Source organism: Marinicella meishanensis, assembly GCF_019931145.1.
Taxonomy (GTDB): Bacteria; Pseudomonadota; Gammaproteobacteria; order Xanthomonadales; family Marinicellaceae; genus Marinicella; species Marinicella meishanensis.
Genome location: NZ_JAIOUV010000012.1, coordinates 56575 through 78333 on the forward strand (window position 1 = coordinate 56575; position 21759 = coordinate 78333).

Here is a 21759-nt window from a genome sequence, read left to right on the forward strand (position 1 = left end):
GTGGCTTCGTCGGGAATGACGTGACTTCGTCGAGAATGACGAGGCTTCTGTGAGTTCGGTGAAGACCTGATTCTCACCCCGTCATTCCTGCGAAAGCAGGAATCTATTGGTGTCGCTCAAGACCCAAGATTCCCGATCGGAGTCGGGAATGACGTGACTTCGTCGGGAATGACGTGACTGATATGCTGAGCTTGTTATTTGGACACCAAGCCATACCATTTGAAGGCGTACTGTCTTTGGCCCAGCTCGCCCAGGGCCGATTGGAAACTCTGAATTTCACCGGTGGTGCCAACGATGGCATGCCAACGGCTTTGGCCGGAGGCGTCCAAGGCCATGCGTCGGCGGGTTTCGCGGTCTGGGATCTGGCGGATGATGCCGGGCAGTTGGGCAAACACTTCGCCGTTCATCACGGTCAAAAAGCCGGCATCGGCCACATGCACAAAGTCCGGCCTGATCGGCCACACAAGGCGGATCGGTCGGCCTTGATTGATGGCGTCGATCAAGGCTTGTTTGTCACCGCTGATGGCTTGGCCGGTGGCATCGTGGTGGTACAGCAGTTGCCAGTCAGTTCGGTTGGGGTGGGCGGTGGTGGCGCAGCCACTCAGCACGGTCAGCAGTGAGACCAGCAGCAAAGCCAGCAGCTTATTTCGATGGGTCATGGTGTCATCTCCATTGCGATCAAGCGTTAATCAAATTCAGCAAACCATTTAATGGGTACCCGTTGTGGCATGCGGCGCACCACTTGCCCCGAGCCGCGGTCATACCACACGGCCATGAAACGGCCGGTGGTTGACAACAAGCCGCGCCAGACCACCGCAGGGGCATTGAAGTCTTGCAGTTCGGTGTCCCAATAACTGGTTTGGCCAATGTGCTCAGGGGTTTGTACAAACACCTCCTGGTCACTGGCATTGGTCACAAACGCCGGCTCGATCACGTGCTCCACAAAGGCAGTGGGGTCGTTGCTGCGGCTGGCGCGCCACACCACCCGCAGTTTTTGGCCATCGCGGATGGCTTGGAACAAGGCGTTTTTTGAGCCTTTGAGTTGTTGGCCCTGGCGGTCATGTTCATACAACAATTGCCATTCGGCGTGGGCGGTGTTGCAGGCCCCAAGGCCCATCAACACCATCATTAGGGATTTGGTCAAGGTCATTTTGCGGTGCTCATTTTGGATGGTCTTCCATGTTAGCGAAACGGCGCTCAGATACCGTCAGAATTGGGTGGCAAAGCCGTTATGTTTTGGTGAGGATTCGGGTAAAATGGTTGATCATGAACCCAGACCCGCACATCATTCAGGCATGACAGCCACCGACTCGATCATTCAATGCGGTCCTTTGGTGTTGAATCAAGCACTCAAAACAGTCACCTACCAAGGGCAAAATATCAGCCTCAGCCCGACCGCCTTTGAGTTGTTGGCACACTTGATGGCCCAAGCACCGGCGGTGGTTTCGGTGGATCAATTGTTGGCCCAAGTGTGGCCCCAGAAAGTGGTGAACCGCGACACGGTGAAACAACAAGTGAAGACTTTGCGTGATCAACTGGGTGAGGCGGCGGTGCTGATTCAATCGGTGCGGGGCTTCGGGTATCAAATCAACACCAGCCAAACCAAACATCAACCTGACAGCAAAAGGCGGGGGTGGCTGGCAGCCCTGGTGGTGTTCATGTTGCTGCTCACGGCGGTGTCCGGTTGGTGGTACACCGCGTCCCGGCCGACCATGGTGTTGCCGCTGGAAACCGCGACTTTGCCCTTCAAATTGATTGACTCGGCGGATCAGGACCTGGTGGTGATGTTGCAAGAAGAACTGACCCAGATGTTGTCTCGCCAAAGCGATGTGCGGGCCATAGCCGTCAGTGCCTTGGCGCATGCCGATGACCAACAATACAGCCCCAAAGAATACGCCCAACACCTCAATGTTGACGTCATGTTTGAAGGTTCCATCCGCGAGTTGGCCGATGGCTATGCCATTAACGTGCGGATGATTTGGACCCACAACAGCGTCGCGGTGTGGCGCGAACACATCGAGGTGGCGGTCAAAGACCGCGAGTTGGTGGTGAGCGAAACCAGGGAGGCTTTGCGCACCTTCATCAACAAAAAAGTGGCCTACATCAAACGCCAAACCCAAGCCTGAGAGCGCACCATGACCGACACCATGAACCCCAAAACCAGGAGCCACTGAGATGCGCGGACAAGCCCCACCCGACACCCAACAGGCAGAAAACTGGGGGGTGTTGAAAAAACTACTGCCTTATCTGACCGAGTACAAAGGTCGGGTGCTGTTGGCTTTGCTGTTTTTGGTCGGGGCCAAAGTGGCGACCACCGGCATGCCGTTTTTGATCAAGGGCATGGTCGATCAATTGAGCGGCACCGCCGACCCCAGCCAGTGGCTGTTGGCACCGGTGGCTCTGGTCTTTGCTTACGGGGCACTGCGCTTTGCCAATGTGTTGTTTGGTGAAATTCGCGATGTGTTGTTTGGTCGCGTGACCGAACGGGCCATGCGCCGCATCGCGCATCAGGTGTTTGTGCATTTGCACCGCCTGGAATTGAATTATCACTTGAACCGCAAAACCGGTGGGGTGGCCCGCGACATTGAGCGTGGGGTCGCTGGCATCAGCTTTTTGCTGCGCTTCATGGTGTTCAGCATCTTGCCGGCGTTGATTGAAATCTTGTTGGTGGTGGCAATTTTGTTGTTCCAATATGGCTGGACTTTTGGCCTCACCACACTGCTGGCGATCCTCACTTACATTGTGTTTTCGGTCAAAGTGACCAATTGGCGCAAAGCCTTTTTGCGCGCGGCCAACACCGCCGATTCGGCCAGCAGTTCCCGGGCCATTGACTCCCTGTTGAATTATGAAACGGTCAAGTACTACACCAATGAGTCGTTTGAGGCCGCTCGTTATGACCAAAACCTGAAAACCCTGGAAGCGGCCAAACGCAAGAACCGCTTGTCCTTGTTTGTGCTGAACGGTGGCCAAGCCCTGATCATCAGTATGTCGATGACGGCGATGATGCTGTTGGCGGTGTTGGGGGTGCAAAACGGGAACATGACCGTGGGTGATTTTGTCTTGGTCAACGCCTTCATGATGCAATTGTTCATTCCCTTGGGTTCTTTGGGTTTTGTCTATCGAGAAATCAAAACCTCGATGATCAACATCGAGCAGCTGTTCAACATCCTGGCCATAGAGCCGCAGATCCAGGATCAAGCAGACGCCCAGGAATTGATCATTACTTCCGGGCACATCGAGTTCGAACAGGTGGCGTTCCACTACCGGGCCGATCGACCGATCATCCAAGGCCTGGACTTTCAGGTCAAAGCCGGCCAAACATTGGCGGTGGTTGGTGCCAGTGGTTCGGGCAAATCAACCCTGGTGAAATTGTTGTTTCGCTTTTATGACCCGACCGGTGGACGCATCCTGATCGATGGCCAGGACATCCAATCCGTGACCCAAGATTCCTTGCGACAGGCCATTGGTATCGTGCCGCAGGACACCGTGCTGTTCAATGATTCGATTTTGGAAAACATCCGCTATGGCCGCCCTGAGGCGGATGACCAAGCGGTCCACCGGGCCATCACCATGGCCTACCTGGATGAGTTCATTGCGCTGTTGCCCGATGGCGTGCACACCGAAGTGGGTGAGCGTGGCTTGAAACTGTCTGGCGGTGAAAAACAGCGGGTGGCCATTGCCCGCACCATCTTAAAACAGCCACCGATCATGGTGTTTGATGAAGCCACGTCATCGCTGGACAGCCAGGCCGAATTCATGATCCTCAAAGCCATGGCTGAAATAGCCCAACACAGCACCAACCTGGTCATCGCCCACCGCTTGTCTACCGTGGTGCATGCTGATGTGATTCTGGTGTTGGACCAAGGCCAGATCATTGAACAGGGGTCACACGAGCAATTGTTGGCCAATCAAGGCGCCTATGCGGCCTTGTGGGAAGCCCAACAGCAAGATCGCGAACATTGAAGCCGACCGGTCACCAGCAGTCGATCACCGTCACCCAACCGAGGTGAACACAAGCCAAGGCCAGATGTTTTGGTTGGATGATGAGCTTGTGACAAACACACCCCTCAATCCCCTCTTAAGAGGGGAGGTAGGGAAACATATGCCTTGGCCTCTTAATTTAAGTTTTGGCACAACGCAAGAGACGAGATCAATGGACAGCTTACTTTCTGATTTAGATTTTTACCTTGTTTTTAAAGAACTATCAGATTCATTGTGTACTAACAATCATCAACATGATGTTGCTGTCATGGAAGACAGTATCTCTCGCCTACAGGGATGTAGGTGTACCGAGATAGCTAGGAGCGGAATCGGCCGAGAGGGGATTGAGGGGTGTGTGAATGAACATGAATTGAAGCAATGAATTGAGTCTTGGATTATGGCGGGAAAAGTAATCAGCCCGGAGGGGTGTGGGAGAGAAGAGTGTGCAGGCTGCGGCAGTGGAACAGCGAGGGAGGATACAAGGTTCACCCTCTATGCTTCGGGGGTGGCCGGGTCGCTTGGCGCGTAACCGCCACTGAAAATGGACGGTACCCAGTGTTTCTGAGAAATATTCATTGATATGGCGGTATATTCATCTGTATATTCCTGTTATGACCGCCAAGAATGGGGGTTCTTCAAAACCAGAGACGAACCATGAAACTCAGTGAAAAAATTAAATTACTGCGCACCCAAGAGCAACTGACCCAACCCGAATTGGCCAGCAAAGCCGGCATCGAACAGTCGTATTTATCCAAACTGGAGAACGACAAAGGCACCCCATCCTTTGACGTGATCAACAAGATTGCCCAAGCGTTTGATTTGTCTGGGATGGAATTGATCAACAGCCTCAGTCAGTCCTACATTGAACAGCACCTGTCCCACATCCCAGAGGTGGCGGCCGAATATGCCTCGATCAAACACCGGCAACTCAGGCGCCTCAAGTGGCGCTTCATTTGGTCATCGGCAGTGGTGGTGCTGGGGGTGGGCTTGTTCTTCATCGGCTCCCAGGGGGTGCTGTTTCCTGCAGTGGAATACATTTATGAATCACCCGGGGTGATCAAACCGGGTGAAACCGTGTATCAATATCAATCACATGAGATCGAAGCCATCAACGAAACCCGCGAACAGGCTCAGCTGCGAACCCAAAACAACCGCGACCGCTTGGATTTGCATTTTCTCACCGTGGCCGATTATGCCGGCAACACCTTCATTGCTGAGGTGCCTGGCGGCCGGCGGGTCTATGAATACCGAGAAGAAAAACGTTTGAATACGGCCAACAGCGACTTGGTCTCCAGCTTGGGCATGATGTGCATGGTGGCCGGTATGTTCATGTTCGCCTATGCCTTCCGTTTCAAGCAATGAACTGAGTCACAACGCCGCGCCGGCAGGGGCTTGCTGTTTGAATTGGCAGTACAAATCGTTCAGGTGCATTTTCCAATCCGTGAAAATGAATCGATCTGGTTTGCTCTTGACCGGCGCATATGAGGGCACCAAACCGTGCAACAAATCCACCGTTAAATCACACTGGATGTCGACCAAGGGCATGGCTTGCATGATGTCGTCACGAGAAAAATGAACCACTTTGCGCGTGACAGGATGAGCAGTCTGATCTTGTTGGGCTTCTTTGGCCAGGCATGGGAAGATCAGCAAGCAAGCCAGCAAACCCAGGCTGACAAGACCGCGATTGTTGATGGGGACATGATTGCGCATACCCACCAGCATAGCAGATTTGGGGGTCAGCGTGCCATCAAAATTTGACCCCTGGGGTTCAGCCTTTGGGCGTGTGTCCGGTCCAACGCTTGAACGCACGGTTGAAGGCATTGGGGTGAGAAAAGCCCAGCAAATAGGCGATTTGCTTGACGGACAAGCGTTGATTTTTGAGGTAGTTGAGGGCCATCTGATGGCGCAAGCCATCCAAAATTTGTTCAAACTGGCGGTTTTCGGCTTTCAGTTTGCGGTAGAGTTGTTGGCGACTCATGCCCATGCGGTCAGCCACCAAATCCATGTTGGCTGCCCCCGTGTGCAACAGCGGAATCAATATGGATTCCACCTGACCCGCATGTGTTTTTGAGGCCTTCAGCTCGGCCAACAGCGCCGCCGTGTGCGTTGACAACAAACCGAATATGTAGGTGTTGGCATGGGTGATTTTCTCCGGCAGGCGGCTGCCATCGACGGGCACCGCATTCTTGTCGCTGTTGAACACCACCGGCATGTTGAAGATGCGTTCGTATTCCGCGCGGTAACCTGGGTCATCATGGGTCACATGGATTTCACGCAACAAGGGTTCGCCGCCAAAATCCCGCGCATAGGTACAATGCATGCGAGCAAAGGTGGTTTCGGTCAGTTCCGGACAGGCATTGGGATCAGGTCGTTGGTCAACCAGCCACAAATCATCACCTTCTGGCACCAGGGCAAATCGGTCGCCATCACCGAGCCCTTCGATTTCGACCACCAAGGCGCTGTAACGGTTGATTTGTTGGTAGGCTTCGTCCAAGGTTTGTGCCGATCGGGCGATCAAACCGACCACCGAGAACTCATGTAAATCAATGGCCTCGCCAAACAACAAGGCCAATGCGGGTTGTTGGGTCATGCGTTTGGCGTGGCGCATCAAATGCATGTAAGTGGCAAAATCAATGCGGTTGTCAGGGTCTGCCAATGCCGCTTCATTGATCGCTGCATATGGCATCAATTCGGTGCTTGACACACCCAAAGTGCGGCAAAAATCCAGCAGGGCTTTGACCATGCCAGCGGCTACGGTGGGTCGGTTGAAAGTGGCTGTCATTGGATTTTGATGCCCAGGGTTTGCATTTGTCACACGGGGTTGGTTGTGGTGGTCATACATTCTATTTAGAATGGGACACACGGGTCAACCGGGTCGGTCTCAGGCAGACCCTCATGGCTTATTTGACAGCACTATTGACGAGGTATTCATGACCAATGCACTGCCAAAATGGCGACTTCACGCCATGCGCTTTCTGTTTTTACTCACGGCCACCACTTTGGGGTATCCAGCCTGGTCTTCGCTGATCAGCCCAACTGGCCCATGGGATCCCACCTATGGGATCGCTTATGCCTTTTGGGGGGCATTTTCAGCACTGTCCATCCTGGGGGTGTTTTACCCGGTCAAAATGTTGCCTTTGTTGCTGCTGCAGTTCACCTATAAACTGATTTGGGTGGTGGCGGTTGGTTATCCATTGTGGCAAGCGGGCTTACTGGACGAAACCGGTCAAGAATTGATGAAGGCCTCGGGCATCGGCGCCCTCATCGATTTGATCATCATTCCCTGGGTGTATGTGTTCAAACACCACTTCAAAACGGCCGCTTCGTGAGCCTCCCGTCAGGACTTCAAGTACCTGCGCAGGGCCTTGAAATCCGGTGCCAGCCGCGTCGACAGGTCGGGTAACTTGGCACACTCGGCTATGGCCTCAGGCAAGGGCAGTTCGATGCCCAAGATTGCTTCCACGGTGCTTTTGAATTTGGCCGGATGGGCGGTGCCCAAGAAGATGCCCAGCTCATCGTCGGTCAAACTGTCGACCAAGCCCTGATAAGCCACCGCGGCATGGGGCTCGCTGAGGTAGCCTTGTCGGTACAAGTCTTGCAAGGTATCGGCTGTGGTGTTTTCATCCACCGCCAAGCCGGACAGCAAACGCCGGTCGAATTGCCCCGATTCAATCAGGTATTCAATGCGCGGCCAGTTGTTGGGCTTGCTCACGTCCATGGCATTGGACAGGGTTTCTACCGTGGCATTGGGCGCCCACACCCCATCCTGGAGGTAACGCGGCACGGTGTCGTTCAAGTTGGTGGAGGCGATGAAGCGCTTGATGGGCAAGCCCATGGTTTTGGCGATGATGCCGGCACATAGGTTACCAAAGTTGCCGCTGGGTACCGCCACCACGGTTTGTTCGCGGCGGTGCACCGGTAATTGCGCCAAGGCATCGAAGTAATAACAAATCTGCGCAAACAAACGGCTGACATTGATCGAGTTGGCTGAATTCAAGCCCACCGCTTGGACCAAGTCTGGGTCATCAAAACATTGTTTCACCAACTTTTGACAATCATCAAAAGCCCCATCCACGGCCAGGGTGCGGATGTTGCCGGACAGGGTGGTGAACATTTTTTGTTGCAACTCACTGATCTTGCCATGGGGAAACAGGATCACCACTTCGATGTTGTCCAAACCATGAAAGGCATGGGCCACGGCGGCGCCGGTGTCACCCGAAGTGGCGGTGAGGATGGTGATTTTTTCGTTGCCAGCAAAATGCTGCAGGCATTGGGCCATGAACCGCGCACCAAAATCCTTGAAGGCCAAAGTGGGACCATGAAACAGTTCCAAACAAGACACCTGTGCATTCACCGTTTGCATGCGCGCCGGAAAGGTGAAGGTTTGGCCGATGATGCGGTGCAGGGCCTCATCATCAATGTTCTCATGCACAAATGGCCGCAACAAATGAAAATTGCGGCTTTGGGTGTTCATGCTGAGCAGGTGGTTGATGCCAGTCAGGGTGGGAATTTTGGCGGGGAAAAACAGGCCCTGCTGCTTACCGAGGCCGGTTTTGACGGCGGTGGCAAAATCCACCACCTGTTGGGGGTCTTTGAGGTTATTCAGTTGCATGTCATTGGTCTTCCACGGTTCGGGTGCCTTGGCTGTCGGCCCGGCAAATGGTGACAAACCCGGCTTCGGTTTGCAGGTAGTTTTGTTGCAGCCAAGCGGCTTGTTGTTGGGCCAGGGCCAAATCGTCACAGGCCGCAAAAATGGTCGGTCCTGATCCCGAGATGCCCACTGCCAGGGCGCCCATGGCGCGCAATTGCGTTTGGGTGTGGTGGTAGTCAGGCAACAATTCAGCCCGATACGGTTCGGCAATCTCGTCTTTCAACAAAGCCATGGCCAAGGCCTGATCCTGCCGATAACAGGCGGCCACAAAAGCAGCCAGGTTTTGCCCAAAGCGGATCAGTGTGGTGCGGCTGTACTGTGGTGGTAACAACGCCCGAGCCGCTTGGGTGCTGACCAGCACATCGGGGTAGGCCAACACCCAATACAGCTCATCAAACAAGGGTAAGGACAAGGCCACTTCGGATTGGTCTTGCAGCATCAATTGCATGCCACCCAAGAAACAGGGGGCGACGTTGTCGTAGTGTAAGGAACCACTGATTTGTGCTTCGGCCTGACCCATCAGGCGCAAAAGCTCATCGTCGTTGAAGGGGCGGTCATGGAATTCATTGAGGGCCGCAAATGCCGCCACCACGGAACAGGCGCTGGAGCCCAAACCGCTGCACACCGGAATGTCTTTGTACAAAGTGAGGTGCACCGGCACCGGCTGCCCGCCACGGTCGACCAAGGCCGCGTCGAAAGCCTGCAACACGTGCCACACGATGTTGGATTCACGGTCCGCCGGCAAGCGGTCGGCAAAGCGGCCCAACAAGGTGAAGGCCGGTTCGTTGGCGGCACTCACATGAACCCGGTCTCCTAGCCAAGCGCCATCGACCGGTTGCAGGGCCAAACCCAAGGAATCAAAGCCGACGCTGACGTTGCCAATGGAAACGGGGGCAAATACGGTCACAGGCAGGTGCATGTCAGTGCTCCTGTTCCCAAGACAAGGTCCTGAGCACATCACCAAACAAACCGGCGGCGGTCACCGCCGCGCCGGCACCATAACCGCGAATGATGAAGGGTTTGGGTTGGTAGTATTGGGTGTTGATGGCCAAGGCGTTTTCCCCGGCTTCGATTTCATACAAGGGATGATCGGCAGCCACGGATTGGATTTTGACCGCGCATTGACCGCCTTGGATGATCGCCACATAACGCAGTTTTTGCTGTTGGTCTTCGGCCCGATCAATCAGCTGTTGAAATTCGGCGTCGTAGGCCGGTAATTGGGCCATGAATTCATCGGCATCGGTGAGGTCAGCCAAGGCCTGTGGCACCACCGGCTGCAAGTCGATGTCAGACAATTCCAAGGCCATGCCGGCTTCGCGTGCGATGACCAGCACTTTGCGGGCCACATCCAGCCCGTTGAGGTCTTCGGCTGGGTTGGGTTCGGTGTAGCCCAAATCGCGGGCTTTGAGGGTCGCTTCGGACAAACTCAAGCCCTGGTGAATCTCGCCAAAAATAAAGGACAAGGAACCGGACAAAATGCCTTCGAATTGCAACAACTCGTCACCGGCCCGCAGCAGGCTTTGTAAATTATCAATCACCGGCAAGCCGGCACCGACGTTGGTTTCGTACAGGAAACGGCGTTGCTTCTTGGCCGCCATGGCCTGCAGCTGGTGGTAGTAAGCCAGGCGATCGGTGTTGGCTTTCTTGTTGGCCGTGACCACATGGAAATTGGCTTCCAGGTAACGCAGATAACTCATGGCGATGTCTTGGTTGCTGGTGCAATCAATGATCACTGGGTTGGTCAAGTGGGCATCGCGCACAAACTGCCGCAAGCGCTCCAACGACAACCCCTCGGTACACGCTTGTAACTGTGCTTCCCAGTCGTCCAGATCGATGCCGTCGCCTTGCAGCAGACATTGTCGGCTGTTGGCAATGCCGACCAATTTCAAATCGATGTTTTGCTCTTGCAACCAGTTTTGTTGCTTGTTGATTTGTTGGATCAATTCTCGGCCCACCGTCCCACAGCCGATCAAAAAGGCATCGATGCGTGGTTTTTTCAGGAACAGCTGCTGATGGCAGATGACCAAGGCATCGTCAATGCGTTTGGCCCGCACCACCGCAGAAATGCTGCGCTCTGAGGAATCCTGGGCGATGGCAATGATGTTGACCCGGGCGTGGGACAGGGCGCTGAAAAAGCGGCTGGCGGTGCCTTTTTGTTGGTGCATGCGGTCACCAATCAAAGTGATGATGGCCAGGTTTTGTTGGCAAGCAATGGGCTCCAACAAACCGTTTTTCAATTCCAGTCTGAAGGCGTTTTCCAGGTGTCGGATGGCCCGCTGGCTTTCACTGCCAGGCACACAAAAACTGATGCTGTACTCGGAGGATGATTGGCTGATCAGGATCACCGAAATGTTGGCCTCACTCATTGCCTGAAACACACGTGCGGCCATGCCGACCATGCCCTTCATGCCCGGCCCACACACATTCAGCATGGCCACATCAGACAAGTTGGAAATGGCTTTGACCACCCGTTGTTTGGCGGTTTCGGCTGAAATCAGGGTGCCTGGATGGGCCGGATTCAAGGTGTTCTTGATTTGGCATTGGATGCCATGTTGCGCCAGGGGTGTGATGGTTTTGGGGTGCAGCACCTTGGCCCCAAAATAGGACAACTCCATGGCTTCCTGATAAGACATTTGCTCAATCAATTGGGCTTCGGCCACCAAGCGTGGATCGACGTTGTAAATGCCGTCCACGTCGGTCCATATTTCACAAGCCTGGGCGGCCACACAGACCGCCAACACCGCGGCTGAATAATCCGAGCCATTGCGCCCCAAGGTGATCAGGTCACCCTCCGGACTGGCCCCATAAAAGCCTGGCATCACCGATAAATCAGTCAAGGCACTGTATTTTTGTTTGAAGGCGGCGGTGGACTGGACCAAGTCGACTTTGGGTTCAATGGAATCGTCTTCGGTGCAGATGAACAGTTTCGGGTCCAGCACCGTCACCGGATGCACGGTGCGCAACAAGGTGGCCATCAACAAGGTGCTGAACTTTTCCCCAGTGGACAGCATTTGGGCAGCGGTCTTCGGCGGACAATGGCCGATCATGGCACAGCCCTGGGCCCAAATGCGCAATTGATCGAGCAAGCCGGCGGTCTGTTGCTGACTTTTGCTGACATCAAACTCGGCCCGCAAATTGGTGCAGTCGGCACTGATGGTCAACAACTGTTGGCTGATCAGGTCCAATTGGTGGGTGAGGTCCTGTTGTTGGTTGATTAATTCAATCAACACCACCAGGTCATTGGTGATGCCCTGGGGGGCAGAAAACACCGCACACAGCGGTTGTTGCTGACTTTCGATCAAAGCCACCACTTGGTTGAATTTTTCGGCGGTGGCCAGTGAAGAGCCACCGAATTTCATCACTTTCATGGTTTGGTTTATTTTGTACTGGCCTGCTTGGGCCTAAAAAAAAGCCCGTGAGTTGTTTCCAAGTCACGGGCTTTATCAATGGGTTCAACGATTCAGCACATGACCGGTTGCCGTGTGGTGATGGTTGTGGTTGTGTTGATTCGTTGTGGCATGTGCCTAATATATTGAGTTTGATGATAAATTACAACCGTTGAATGGCAGTTCAAGTTAAAATCACCCTCATTCATGCTTCCCTTCCCGCAGGACAAGTCAACAGGAATGAGTCAAAATGGAACAAATCAACGGCTTAAGGCTTGGCAAAGACCTCTGGGTTTGATCCATCATTTGGCCAAAATTTATTTGCTGTTTGCGGTTCTCATGTTGTTGGGCACCCTTGATTTCATGGTCCAAAGAAAACTGTGGTTTTCCCCCGACTTGATTTATCCATTGTTGATGGTGATTGCCATGATGGGTTTGTTGCAGCGGCGGCGTTGGGGGCAGTGGTTGGCAGGTTTGATCTCGTTGGCATTGATGATCTATGGGTTTGAGCTTGGTTTGTTACTGGGTGGCTTGATGATTTGGCAATTGATCATTCACAATGACAGTTTTGAATAAGTCATCAAGCCAAGTTGGCATCAACAGGAATGCCGCCATTTTTCTCAGGTTCGCGAGGGGCTTGACGTGGGTGATATTGGTTGTCATTTCACTTCCAGTGGGTGCCACAAACCAACAAATCATTTCTGCAAAGGCGAAAGCTTTTAAGGACAAACACGGCTTGACCTTGTATTGGCACAAAGATCAGGAAAAGCCAAAATCAACATTCCGAATGGGATATTTGTTGGCTGAACCCAGAGATTATGAGTTGCTGATGACTTACATCGAACGTTTGGATGTGGAGTTTTCTAAATATCCCAAAGTTTTTCACCAAAGGGTTCAACTGCGTACCATTGCCATTGTTAAATACCTGAATGTATCCACCCGAGGCGGCGTGTTCAAACAATCCAGAAGTGCTTACCCAGATGCGTTGAATCATACCCTTTATTATGATTTTAAGGCCGGCAGATTTGACCCAGATTACCAAACCAATGTCATGCATCATGAATATTTCCATTTGATCGATTATCAGCTCAATGGGTTTCAATTTTATTGGCGAGATCCGCAATGGATGGGTTTTAACAACCCCAACTTCACATATGGCAATGGCGGCACTTGGAACCGAGGTGGCGACTATACAAAAAGATTGAATTACCCGTTGAAAGGATTTATCAGCTCATACAGCACCACCGGTGTGGAGGAAGACAAGGCTTGTATTTTTGCCGCTTTGATGATCGAAAGCAGCCACCGCATAGTCAACACCTGGGCAAAAACAGATTCGATTCTCAAGCAAAAAATTCAGTACATCAAACAGTTTGTGGGGGACAAAGAAGGTGGCTTGGAGATCAACTAAATAGGCCCTTGTTCAAGCAGGTTTTTGCTTTAAAAAACATCGAATGACACGCCCAGTGAGAAGCTGCGACCGCGGGTGAAGGTGCGGGTGATCTCGTCACCTTGCAAAAATACCACTTCATCATCCAACAGGTTGCGGGCTTTGAAACTCAATTTCCAACGCCCGGCCAAGGCCTGTGAATAAACGAAGTCAACCTGGTTGAAAGGCTGTTCGTAAATATCGGGGCGGCCACTGGTGCCGGCCTCAGAAATCCGCGCGCCAAATTTATTGAATAACAAGGACGCGCTGATCCCTCGATCGGCGTTGTCATAGCCCAATTGCACGTTGGCCACATATGGGGACTGGCCTTGCAAAGGTCGGGTGTTGTTGGTTTGACCCGATGGACCACTGGTGTCCAATTGAATTTCCGAATCAATGTAGGCGTAGTTGGCGCTGATGTAGAAATTGGCAAAGCGGTCTCCAAGGAAGGAAAAGTCTTTGTAGACCTCCAGTTCGATGCCGGTGTTCTCGGCGGCCAGAGCATTTTGGAAGCTGATGATGTTGGCACTGCCGGGGAAAATGGTCACCTCAATGGGGTTTTCAAATTCCTTGTAGAACAAGCTCAATGAGACGAATTCGCCGGGTGAAAAATATTGATCCCAGCGCAGGTCGTAGTGGGTGATTTTGCCCACGATCAAATCCGGATTACCGATCACATCGCGGTTCAACACCGGGTCTTTGAACTGTGCCGAGGACAGTTCTTTGAAATCCGGTCGCGTGGCGGTTTCAGAGAAATTGAAGCGGAATTGGAGGCTGTCGTTCAGTATCCAGGTGGTCGAAAAGGCCGGAAACCAATCATCGTCTGACAAACTGGAGGTGATGGGGCTCTGATTGGGGTCAAACAAACGGAAGGTGGTGACCGATTGATTGAAGGTTTCCCGGCGGGCACCCAGGGTGAAACGCAGGTTTTCTTGGTAGGCATAGTCGATGCCGTAGTAGGTGCCTTTGATGTCCAGGTCAGCAAAATAATTGTCGGTGGCGCGGGTTACCTCAATCAATTGGTAGCCTTGCGGATCGATGAATTCAGGGTTGAGGATTTGACTCAAGGGATCGGTGCGATCGACTTGGTTGGCCAAGGGGCCCACGTCTTCAAAAACGAAGCGTCGGATGTCGGAGTTGCGGTCTTTTTTGACCCAATTCTGACCAAATTGGATTAAGAAGTCGTGGTGGTTGCCGAAGGTCAAAGGCAAAGACCAGTCGTGGCGGATGTTGCGGCTTTGGTCGACCAAGTCGCGAAACACCCGTGAGTTGCTGTCGTTGCGGGTGGAGAACACGAAGTCGCCTTCTTCACGCTGGTCATAGCGGTAGATGCGGTTGTCAGGTTCGTAGAAACTGGCCTCTGAATCGGTGTATTGCCACTTCATTTGCAAGCCTGAAAATTGTGGATAGACGTGCTCGCCAAACACCTGCAAAGAGGTCAAGTCCCGTTCGGTCCAACGCAATTCGGATATGCGTCTGGCGTTGCCCAAGTCTTCATTGAAGCCTTCGGCTTGTTCGGCAAAATCCTGGGTGCTGCGCAAATACATGAAGTTGGAAGACACCTGATGCTGCTCATTGAATTCAATACCGGTGGTGATGAACCCCGACAGGTTGATGTCCCGACTGGTGGTGGTCGACAACTCTTCACTGTCCAAAGTCAGTTCGCTGCCAGTCGATACATTATAACTGCGGCGCAGTTCCGAGCGGGTCTGGAAGTCATTGCCATATTCCATGGCCGCAGAAAAGCCCAAAGTTTGGCCGGAATCCAAGTCAAAGCGCATGCCGCCGGCCGCATCAAAGCCCAGGCCTGGATCGATGGTGGCAAAGCGCAGGTCATAGTTGCTGTTCAAAGACTCGCCAAACGTTTCCAGCTCTTCGGGGCTGAATCCGCCATCAAAAAACGGGTTGTTGGGGCGCAATTCAGTGTCACCGGCAATGGCCTCGGCCAAGACCCGAGGAATCGCCCGTGAGCCGTCATCGCGGCCGGTCCAGTCACTGCCACCACCGTTGTATTTCAAGCCGTCTTTGCCGGTGGTTTGGGTGTTGTGGCCATAGGACAAACCGAGGTTCAAAAAGTTTTCATCCGGTACGCTGATGGTGCGCAGCACCACCGAACCACCGCCGAATTCAGCTGGCAAGTGGGCGGCATAACCCTTTTGTACTTCGATGCTTTCGATGATGCCGGTGGGAAACAAATCCAAGGGCACCACGCGGCGGGTGGGGTCCGGACTGGGCAGGTTGGCACCGTTGAGCAAGGTGCTGGAATAGCGTTCACCCAGGCCCCGAATGAAGATGAATTTGCCATCCACCAAGGTCAAACCGGTGACCCGTTTCAAGGCCCCGGCGGCGTCGGAATCACCGGCTTTGCTGATTTGTTCCATACTCAGGTAGTTGGCGACCGAGTTGTTGGCCCGGCGTTCTTCCAACACCGAGGCCAGCGAGCCTTCGATGAACGGTTCCACCACCACAAATTCGGGCAATTCCGCACCGGCTGGCGTCAATTCGATGTCCACTTGGTTGCCATCGGGTTCATTGATCAACAGTTGGTTTTTGATTTGGCTGTTGAATTGGGCATGCAACACCGAGATGTTGTAGGTGCCGGCATTCACGGTGGTGCTGAATTGACCTTGGGCATCGGTCACCAAATGATCAGCCAAACCGGAAATGTAGACTTTGGCACCGACCACCGGTTGTTGGTTTTCGGCATTGAGCACCACCCCGCTGAGCGGCACCGGTACCGCATCGACCGGGTCTTCGGTGGTGGCGGTTTGGCGGTTGGTTTTGTCCACCGAGCTTTCCATGTCAACCAAGGGATTGGCATCGCCCCGGACTTTGAAATCTACCAACAACTGCAACACTTCACCGTCAAACAACTGTACCGCTTGTTGGTGCAACACGTCCTCGCCGCTTTGCAGTACCAGCACTTGATCGCCGACAGGAACGGTCAGCACGGCGCGGCCTTGGGCGTCGGTGCTGCCCAGTTTTTCATCGGCCACCCGCACCTCCACTTGACTCAGTGGGCTGCCTTTGAGGAACACATAAATGGTGACTTCGGCATCGGCCGCCAAAGCCCAGATGGGGGTCAACAGCAGGCATAAGGCCAGCCCCAAATTTTGCAACATTTTATTCATAAGTTTTCGGTCGTTAGACGGATTTTTCTGCGGTGTTCAACTCACTGACAACGCCAGCGTTCAGCCTCACAATCACCCATGATTTTTCGCACTTCAACGGCTTTTTGGAACAGGTTTGTGTCGGTGATGCGCGACAAGTAAGTTTCTGCGCGGTCGTATTGGCCCACTTTGAACAGGGCGTATGCCATGGCATACAAAATGTTCTCATCGTCATCGATGCGCAGGCGTTTGATGTCTTGTTCCATGCTGGCGGCTTGGTCGTAGTTTTCCAACTCGATCAACAAGCCCAGGCGTTGTTTCATTTTTTGTGCTTGGTCGGTGACCTGACCATTCAAAGTCAGGGCCAAGTGGCGTTGTCCGGCTCGGCGGTACAATTCGGCCGCCTCGGACAACAGGGCCGGTTCGGTCAAGGACAATTCATGCACCAGCTGGGCGGCGGCGTGGTAGGACTGGTTGCTGATGTAGGTGGCGGCCAGGGCTTTGGTGATGTCCGGGTGGTGCGGGAACTGCAACTTGGCCTGCTCCAGGAACCGCAAGGCCACGATCAACTGTCCAGAAGCGCGCAGGGCATTGCCGATACCGACATAGTCGGTGGCATCAGCCTGGTGTTGTTGCAGGTATTGTTGGCCCAACTCAGCCGCGGTTGAGTGCAAGCCCAACTCGATCAGGTAGAAGATTTTGCGGCGTTGGAATGAGGCGTCATCAGGAAAGATCAAGCTGGCCTGATCCATCACCGCCAAGGCCATGTCATGTTGTTGCAGCAACCAATGAGACTGACCGCGCATGTGGTACACCGAAGGGATGCGGGCCACCGCATCACCGGCACTGTTCAAGGCTTCGATGGTCAGCGGGTATTGTTCCAGGCTGAAGGCCGATTGGGCCAGGTACACATTGATCACCGAGTCCACTTCACCCAATTGTTTGGCTGCCACAAAAGCATCAATGGCGCTTTGGTGTTCGCCTTTTCTGACTTGCAACAGACCGGTCAACACATGGAACCGTTGGGCATCAAAATCTTCTGCCGTTTGGTCCACTTGTGCCAGGGCCGTTGCGGCCCGTTCGGTGTTGTTGTCTTTCAGCATCAAAGAAGCCAACTCCAGGTAGTTGACTGCCGCCTCGTCATCGTCTGCTTTGACCGCGTTGCCCAGCAGGCCGCTGCTCATCAGCAGCATGGCCATCAGCCCATAGGATTTCATCATGTTCTCGTCGTTTGGCGGTTTAACTCAAGTCAAAACGGATGCGTTGTTTGGCCCATGACTTGACCGATTTGCCCTGGTATTGGGCCGGTTCAAAACGCCACGAGTTGATGCCTTGCAAGGCCACTTCGTCAAACACCCCATCGGGATAAGACTCAACGATTTTGACTTGCTCGATTTCACCGGTGATGCCAATCAACAGGGAAAACACCACATAGCCTTCAACCCCTTTGGCGCGGGCCCGGGGTGGGTATACCATGGGTGCTTGCCACACGGCTTTGGGGGATTGGTCGACGGTGTCATCGGTCATGATCACGCCGCTGCCATCGCCCAAAATGTCACCATCCAGACCATTCAATCCGTCCATTGAGAAATCAGGCAAACCCAAGTCCAAACCGCCCAATGAGCTGTTCAAGCCCAGCAATGGGGTCGGCGGCGCGGGTCGCGAACGTTGTGGTTTGGGTTTCGGTTTGGGTTTATTGATTTCTTGCTTGGCTTTGGGTTTGGGTTGTTGAATTTTGATGCTGGTGCCTTTGGCTTGGTTGGCTTGATCCAGTAAATTCTCTGAATCATTGATCAACACCAATGTTCCCAGCACCAACACGGTGCCCAATGCCATGGAACCCATGGCAGCCAGATTTCTTTTCAATCGTTCTTTTCTTTTCATCAGCCTGCTCCTCATATGGTGAGTTAATTCATCGCTCCGACTTCTTTCTCAGTGGCCACACCCACGTCTGACGCCCCAGCCAGACGCGCTTGGTCCACCACTTCTACCAATTTGCCCGAAGGCACGTTTTCATCAGTGACCACCAAAACCGATTTTTGGGTTTTGGTTTTTAACAGGTCCCTGAGGCGCGATTGGATGACCCAGGAACGAATGCTTTCGCCATCCAGGTACACCTCGCCCGCGTTGTCGATATACAACCGCACGGCTTTGGTTGATGCGGTGCTGGAGCTGGAGGCCGCTGGGCGCTCCAAATCCAATTTCATGTCTTTCACAAAGGTGGTGCTGACCATGAAAAAGATCAGCAGGATAAACACCATGTCAATCAGGGGTGAGATGTTCAAATCCTGAACAGTTTCTTTGCTTTCTCGGTATCTCATGTTTGTGTCCTCAGACCGCCGCTGGGCGATCGGTTTCGAAACCCGGAATCGGGCTGCATAAATAATCTTTCAGTTGGGCGATTTCGATTTCCAACTGTTTTTGTTTTTTGTCCAGGATGCCATTGACGATCAAGCCAGGAATGGAAACCGCCAAACCCATTTGGGTGGTGATCAAAGCCTGTGAAATGCCACCGGCGATGCCACCGGATTGGGAGAACAAAGACATGTCACCCAAGGAATCGAAGGTTTCGATCATGCCCGAGACGGTGCCCAACAGGCCCAATAACGGCGCCACCAAAACGATGGTGGTGATCAGCACACGGTATTTCTTGATTTCGCGGCCTTCTTCGGCAAAAGCATCATCCAAATAACGCCGCAAATCGGGCAACGCTTTGGCGCGTAATTTCATGCCTTTGTGCAGCACCCGCACCAACACCCCTTCGTTGCTGGGCAGAATGCCTTTCATGTAGCGATAGACCATCACCCGGGTACTGCGCACCGAGCCCCGACGCAGGGCCATCATGCGGTAACCCAAGGTCCACCACAACACCAAAGTGGCGATGATCAAAGGCGGCATCACATAGCCGCCTGAGATGAAATAGCCTTGCAGTTGTTGAATCAAATCACTCATGGTTCAATGCAATCGATCAGGCAAAGGTTTTTTTGTACACGTTGATGGCCCGCAAAGCGGCTTTTTCCATGTCGTCCTTGATGCGTTCGGCCCAACCCGACAGGATGTTGCCAAACAACAAGGTGGGAATGGCCACGGCCAAACCGACTTCAGTGGTGACCAAGGCCACCGAGATGCCGCCGGACAACAGTTTCGGATCGCCGGTACCAAAATCGGTGATGATGTCAAAGGTGGCGATCATGCCGGTCACGGTACCCAGCAGGCCCAACAAAGGCGCCACGGTGGCAATCACCAAAATCAACGAGCCGAAGCGGTTCAACTGACTGGATTCATGCAGGATGGATTCGGAAACGATGTCTTCGATGTGATCGCGGTCGCGGTCGATGTTGCGCAGTGCCGAGAGCAACACACGCGAAGATGAACTGGATTCTTTTTGCGCCTGTTTGATGGCCCCTTCGACATCCCGTTGTTCAATCTGTGAAACCACCCCGCCCAGCAATTTTTCGGTGCTGGCCGAAGCGCGGTGCAAGAAGAACACCCGCAAGATGATCAGCAACAAGGCAAAGGCGCCCAAACCGGCAATGATCCAGGCAATCAAACCGCCTGAATTGATCACGCTGATGATGGTTTTTTGTTCTTTTTCTTCGATGGCTTTGATCGAGGACTCATACAAAAAGATCGGCAACAAACCATTGGCTTGGCCTTGCACTATGCCAGCTGCGGCATCCGGATCGCTGTCTTGCCACACTTTGAATTGTTTTTCACCGGCCGGGGCCAACACCCCTGAACCTTGTGGACTGTGGCCATAAGAGGCGATGTTGCCCACTTTCAATACTTCACCACTGACTTGGGTACCATCGGTGAGAAAAAACTCACCGGGTTGGCTGGTGATGCTGGCTTGTGCTGAGACGGTCTGGTTGGCCAGTGCCACCAGGGTTTCGACCTTGCTCAGATCACTGACTTCGGTGTCTTCAGCGGCGGCAAAACCGTCAAAACCATATTCGGTCATGGTCGACTGGGCTTGGATGATGGTGGAGGCCATCAAACCCTGGTTGTCTTCCACCGATTCGGCGTTGCGTTGGATGGTGTAAATCTCTTCTTCCAACTGGCTGGCCGTGGCTTCGGCATTCAACAACTGATTTTCCAAAGCGCTGATTTGGCTTTCGACCTGGCGTTTCTCCAGGGCCGCTTTGATTTTGAATTCGGCCAAGCGGTTTTGGATGTTGTTCACCTGTGAGGTCAAAAAGGCGTATTCCTTTTTATAGGCCAGCAGCAAGTCTTCTTGGGCTTGGGCCGGATCGGCCGCTGGCAAAGCGGGTTCAACCACCGGGGTTTCGGCAGCGGTGGTCGATTCTTGGGCCAACAGGGATTGGCACACAAGCAATAAGATGATGATCAATGACTTTTTCATGACGGGGTCCTGGAATTATCTTTGGCTGGTGAAATTCAGCGGCAAGGTGAAATGACCTTGGCGAATTTGTTTTTTCAGGGAATCAAACAAGGTGGCCACAGCTTGCTTGTCGGCATCGCTTTCGAACAGTTTGAATTGCCAACCGTTTTGTTTGATGGCTTGTCCGTATTCGTCATCGCGGGTTTTAAAATACATCAACACGGTGCCCAATTTGGCCACATCCACCAGCACCTGCTCACCATTCAAGGTGATGGTTTGTGAGTAGATGGCATTTTCTCGGGCCAAACGCATTTCATCTTCCAAGAAAGCCCACAGGCGGTTGATGGCGTGTTGTGAGGTGATCTTGCGACCAGTTAAATCGCGGGTGATGTCATCAATCAAGCTGTTGCGTTCTGCGTATTTAAAAGGAATGCCTTGGGCCACACCCTGCTTGATGGTGGCGGCCATGTTCAAGACTTGGGGGATCATTTGTTCCGAGTCCAGCCCCATGTCTTTGATTTTTTCTTGCAATTGCAGGACATCGACCTGAGATTGTTTGATCTGCAGCTCTTTGCGATCAATGTTGGCTTCCAATTCAGTCTTGCGGGTGTTCAAATAAGACATGGACTGGGTGTGTTCGGCTTTGAGGATTTGCATTTCAGCCTGCAAGTCCTCCACTTGACCGCGCAATTCAATCAAATTATTGACGAGGGTCTCGGTGTTTTCAGTGGCGTTGGTCTGCGCCATCAATGGGCTGGCTGCCAAGGAGCCACAGATCAGCAAAGTCTTGCCGATCCAGCTGCGCTGAGCGTTTGGATTGGGTGTGCGTGACATGGTTGTAGATCAATCGGTATTTAAGATGC

The 21759-nt window shown here is 53.1% G+C and carries 20 protein-coding genes; 6 read left to right on the forward strand and 14 right to left on the reverse strand.

Going from position 1 to position 21759, the window contains the following annotated elements:
* Positions 1 to 194 precede the first annotated feature (194 nt).
* Positions 195 to 659: a hypothetical protein gene (locus K7G70_RS17590; protein WP_223789973.1), complete on the reverse strand. Its 465-nt coding sequence runs from the start codon at positions 657 to 659 to the stop codon at positions 195 to 197.
* Positions 660 to 685: 26 nt separating this feature from the next.
* Positions 686 to 1150, reverse strand: a complete 465-nt coding sequence (locus tag K7G70_RS17595; protein ID WP_223789974.1) for a hypothetical protein — start codon at positions 1148 to 1150, stop codon at positions 686 to 688.
* Positions 1151 to 1295: 145 nt separating this feature from the next.
* Between K7G70_RS17595 and K7G70_RS17600 the strand changes: the two genes are divergently transcribed.
* The 3 genes from K7G70_RS17600 (at position 1296) to K7G70_RS17610 (ending at position 5343) form a co-directional block, all read left to right on the forward strand.
* Complete coding sequence (locus tag K7G70_RS17600; RefSeq protein ID WP_223789975.1) at positions 1296 to 2126, forward strand: winged helix-turn-helix domain-containing protein; 831 nt, start codon at positions 1296 to 1298, stop codon at positions 2124 to 2126.
* 49 nt (positions 2127 to 2175) lie between these two features.
* A complete protein-coding gene (locus tag K7G70_RS17605) occupies positions 2176 to 3963 on the forward strand; it encodes an ABCB family ABC transporter ATP-binding protein/permease (RefSeq protein ID WP_223789976.1) in 1788 nt (595 codons plus the stop codon).
* Between the two features lie 672 nt (positions 3964 to 4635).
* On the forward strand, positions 4636 to 5343 hold the full coding sequence (locus tag K7G70_RS17610) for a helix-turn-helix domain-containing protein (RefSeq protein WP_223789977.1): 708 nt from the start codon (positions 4636 to 4638) through the stop codon (positions 5341 to 5343).
* Between the two features lie 6 nt (positions 5344 to 5349).
* Here K7G70_RS17610 and K7G70_RS17615 read toward each other — a convergent pair whose 3' ends face one another.
* Together K7G70_RS17615 and K7G70_RS17620 are read right to left on the reverse strand one after the other, a co-directional pair.
* Positions 5350 to 5691, reverse strand: a complete 342-nt coding sequence (locus K7G70_RS17615) for a hypothetical protein (protein WP_223789978.1) — start codon at positions 5689 to 5691, stop codon at positions 5350 to 5352.
* Positions 5692 to 5749: 58 nt separating this feature from the next.
* Positions 5750 to 6763 (reverse strand): AraC family transcriptional regulator ligand-binding domain-containing protein, encoded by a 1014-nt coding sequence (locus K7G70_RS17620; protein ID WP_223789979.1) that lies wholly within the window; start codon positions 6761 to 6763, stop codon positions 5750 to 5752.
* Between the two features lie 184 nt (positions 6764 to 6947).
* On the opposite strand from K7G70_RS17620, the gene K7G70_RS17625 reads away from it, so the two are divergent.
* Positions 6948 to 7310, forward strand: coding sequence for a hypothetical protein (locus K7G70_RS17625; RefSeq protein WP_223789980.1), 363 nt, complete (start codon positions 6948 to 6950; stop codon positions 7308 to 7310).
* Between the two features lie 8 nt (positions 7311 to 7318).
* On the opposite strand, the gene thrC is transcribed toward K7G70_RS17625, so the two are convergent.
* The 3 genes from thrC to thrA are packed head-to-tail and all read right to left on the reverse strand — an operon-like array spanning position 7319 to position 12000.
* Entirely contained in the window at positions 7319 to 8593 is a 1275-nt protein-coding gene (gene thrC / locus K7G70_RS17630) for a threonine synthase (protein WP_223789981.1), read from the reverse strand.
* A 1-nt stretch (position 8594) separates the two neighbouring features.
* Positions 8595 to 9551, reverse strand: coding sequence for a homoserine kinase (gene thrB / locus K7G70_RS17635; protein WP_223789982.1), 957 nt, complete (start codon positions 9549 to 9551; stop codon positions 8595 to 8597).
* A 1-nt stretch (position 9552) separates the two neighbouring features.
* Positions 9553 to 12000 (reverse strand): bifunctional aspartate kinase/homoserine dehydrogenase I, encoded by a 2448-nt coding sequence (gene thrA / locus K7G70_RS17640; RefSeq protein WP_223789983.1) that lies wholly within the window; start codon positions 11998 to 12000, stop codon positions 9553 to 9555.
* 324 nt (positions 12001 to 12324) lie between these two features.
* Between thrA and K7G70_RS17645 the strand changes: the two genes are divergently transcribed.
* Positions 12325 to 12594 carry a hypothetical protein gene (locus K7G70_RS17645; protein WP_223789984.1) on the forward strand — a complete coding sequence of 90 codons (270 nt, stop codon included), beginning with the start codon at positions 12325 to 12327 and terminating at the stop codon, positions 12592 to 12594.
* Between the two features lie 211 nt (positions 12595 to 12805).
* The gene (locus tag K7G70_RS17650) at positions 12806 to 13426 is read left to right on the forward strand and encodes a hypothetical protein (protein WP_223789985.1); all 621 of its coding nucleotides are present in this window, start codon (positions 12806 to 12808) and stop codon (positions 13424 to 13426) included.
* Positions 13427 to 13455: 29 nt separating this feature from the next.
* On the opposite strand, the gene K7G70_RS17655 is transcribed toward K7G70_RS17650, so the two are convergent.
* From K7G70_RS17655 to K7G70_RS17685, 7 genes are read right to left on the reverse strand one after another with little or no spacing between them, the layout of a single operon-like run.
* Positions 13456 to 16575: a TonB-dependent receptor domain-containing protein gene (locus tag K7G70_RS17655; RefSeq protein ID WP_223789986.1), complete on the reverse strand. Its 3120-nt coding sequence runs from the start codon at positions 16573 to 16575 to the stop codon at positions 13456 to 13458.
* A gap of 41 nt (positions 16576 to 16616) precedes the next feature.
* A complete protein-coding gene (locus K7G70_RS17660; RefSeq protein WP_223789987.1) occupies positions 16617 to 17774 on the reverse strand; it encodes a tetratricopeptide repeat protein in 1158 nt (385 codons plus the stop codon).
* Positions 17775 to 17793: 19 nt separating this feature from the next.
* Positions 17794 to 18438: an energy transducer TonB gene (locus K7G70_RS17665; protein ID WP_223789988.1), complete on the reverse strand. Its 645-nt coding sequence runs from the start codon at positions 18436 to 18438 to the stop codon at positions 17794 to 17796.
* 23 nt (positions 18439 to 18461) lie between these two features.
* Positions 18462 to 18875 (reverse strand): ExbD/TolR family protein, encoded by a 414-nt coding sequence (locus K7G70_RS17670; protein WP_223789989.1) that lies wholly within the window; start codon positions 18873 to 18875, stop codon positions 18462 to 18464.
* 10 nt (positions 18876 to 18885) lie between these two features.
* Entirely contained in the window at positions 18886 to 19506 is a 621-nt protein-coding gene (locus K7G70_RS17675; protein ID WP_223789990.1) for a MotA/TolQ/ExbB proton channel family protein, read from the reverse strand.
* Between the two features lie 16 nt (positions 19507 to 19522).
* Positions 19523 to 20917: a MotA/TolQ/ExbB proton channel family protein gene (locus K7G70_RS17680; protein ID WP_223789991.1), complete on the reverse strand. Its 1395-nt coding sequence runs from the start codon at positions 20915 to 20917 to the stop codon at positions 19523 to 19525.
* Between the two features lie 15 nt (positions 20918 to 20932).
* Positions 20933 to 21730, reverse strand: a complete 798-nt coding sequence (locus tag K7G70_RS17685) for a DUF3450 family protein (RefSeq protein ID WP_223789992.1) — start codon at positions 21728 to 21730, stop codon at positions 20933 to 20935.
* Between the last annotated feature and the right edge of the window lie 29 nt (positions 21731 to 21759).

Coding starts and splice junctions, on each gene's coding strand:
- K7G70_RS17590 (WP_223789973.1), bottom strand. CDS start 659: ATGACCCATCGAAATAAGCTGCTGGCTTTGCTGCTGGTCTCACTGCTG.
- K7G70_RS17595 (WP_223789974.1), bottom strand. CDS start 1,150: ATGACCTTGACCAAATCCCTAATGATGGTGTTGATGGGCCTTGGGGCC.
- K7G70_RS17600 (WP_223789975.1), top strand. CDS start 1,296: ATGACAGCCACCGACTCGATCATTCAATGCGGTCCTTTGGTGTTGAAT.
- K7G70_RS17605 (WP_223789976.1), top strand. CDS start 2,176: ATGCGCGGACAAGCCCCACCCGACACCCAACAGGCAGAAAACTGGGGG.
- K7G70_RS17610 (WP_223789977.1), top strand. CDS start 4,636: ATGAAACTCAGTGAAAAAATTAAATTACTGCGCACCCAAGAGCAACTG.
- K7G70_RS17615 (WP_223789978.1), bottom strand. CDS start 5,691: ATGCGCAATCATGTCCCCATCAACAATCGCGGTCTTGTCAGCCTGGGT.
- K7G70_RS17620 (WP_223789979.1), bottom strand. CDS start 6,763: ATGACAGCCACTTTCAACCGACCCACCGTAGCCGCTGGCATGGTCAAA.
- K7G70_RS17625 (WP_223789980.1), top strand. CDS start 6,948: ATGCGCTTTCTGTTTTTACTCACGGCCACCACTTTGGGGTATCCAGCC.
- thrC (WP_223789981.1), bottom strand. CDS start 8,593: ATGCAACTGAATAACCTCAAAGACCCCCAACAGGTGGTGGATTTTGCC.
- thrB (WP_223789982.1), bottom strand. CDS start 9,551: ATGCACCTGCCTGTGACCGTATTTGCCCCCGTTTCCATTGGCAACGTC.
- thrA (WP_223789983.1), bottom strand. CDS start 12,000: ATGAAAGTGATGAAATTCGGTGGCTCTTCACTGGCCACCGCCGAAAAA.
- K7G70_RS17650 (WP_223789985.1), top strand. CDS start 12,806: ATGGGATATTTGTTGGCTGAACCCAGAGATTATGAGTTGCTGATGACT.
- K7G70_RS17655 (WP_223789986.1), bottom strand. CDS start 16,575: ATGAATAAAATGTTGCAAAATTTGGGGCTGGCCTTATGCCTGCTGTTG.
- K7G70_RS17660 (WP_223789987.1), bottom strand. CDS start 17,774: ATGATGAAATCCTATGGGCTGATGGCCATGCTGCTGATGAGCAGCGGC.
- K7G70_RS17665 (WP_223789988.1), bottom strand. CDS start 18,438: ATGAAAAGAAAAGAACGATTGAAAAGAAATCTGGCTGCCATGGGTTCC.
- K7G70_RS17670 (WP_223789989.1), bottom strand. CDS start 18,875: ATGAGATACCGAGAAAGCAAAGAAACTGTTCAGGATTTGAACATCTCA.
- K7G70_RS17675 (WP_223789990.1), bottom strand. CDS start 19,506: ATGAGTGATTTGATTCAACAACTGCAAGGCTATTTCATCTCAGGCGGC.
- K7G70_RS17680 (WP_223789991.1), bottom strand. CDS start 20,917: ATGAAAAAGTCATTGATCATCATCTTATTGCTTGTGTGCCAATCCCTG.
- K7G70_RS17685 (WP_223789992.1), bottom strand. CDS start 21,730: ATGTCACGCACACCCAATCCAAACGCTCAGCGCAGCTGGATCGGCAAG.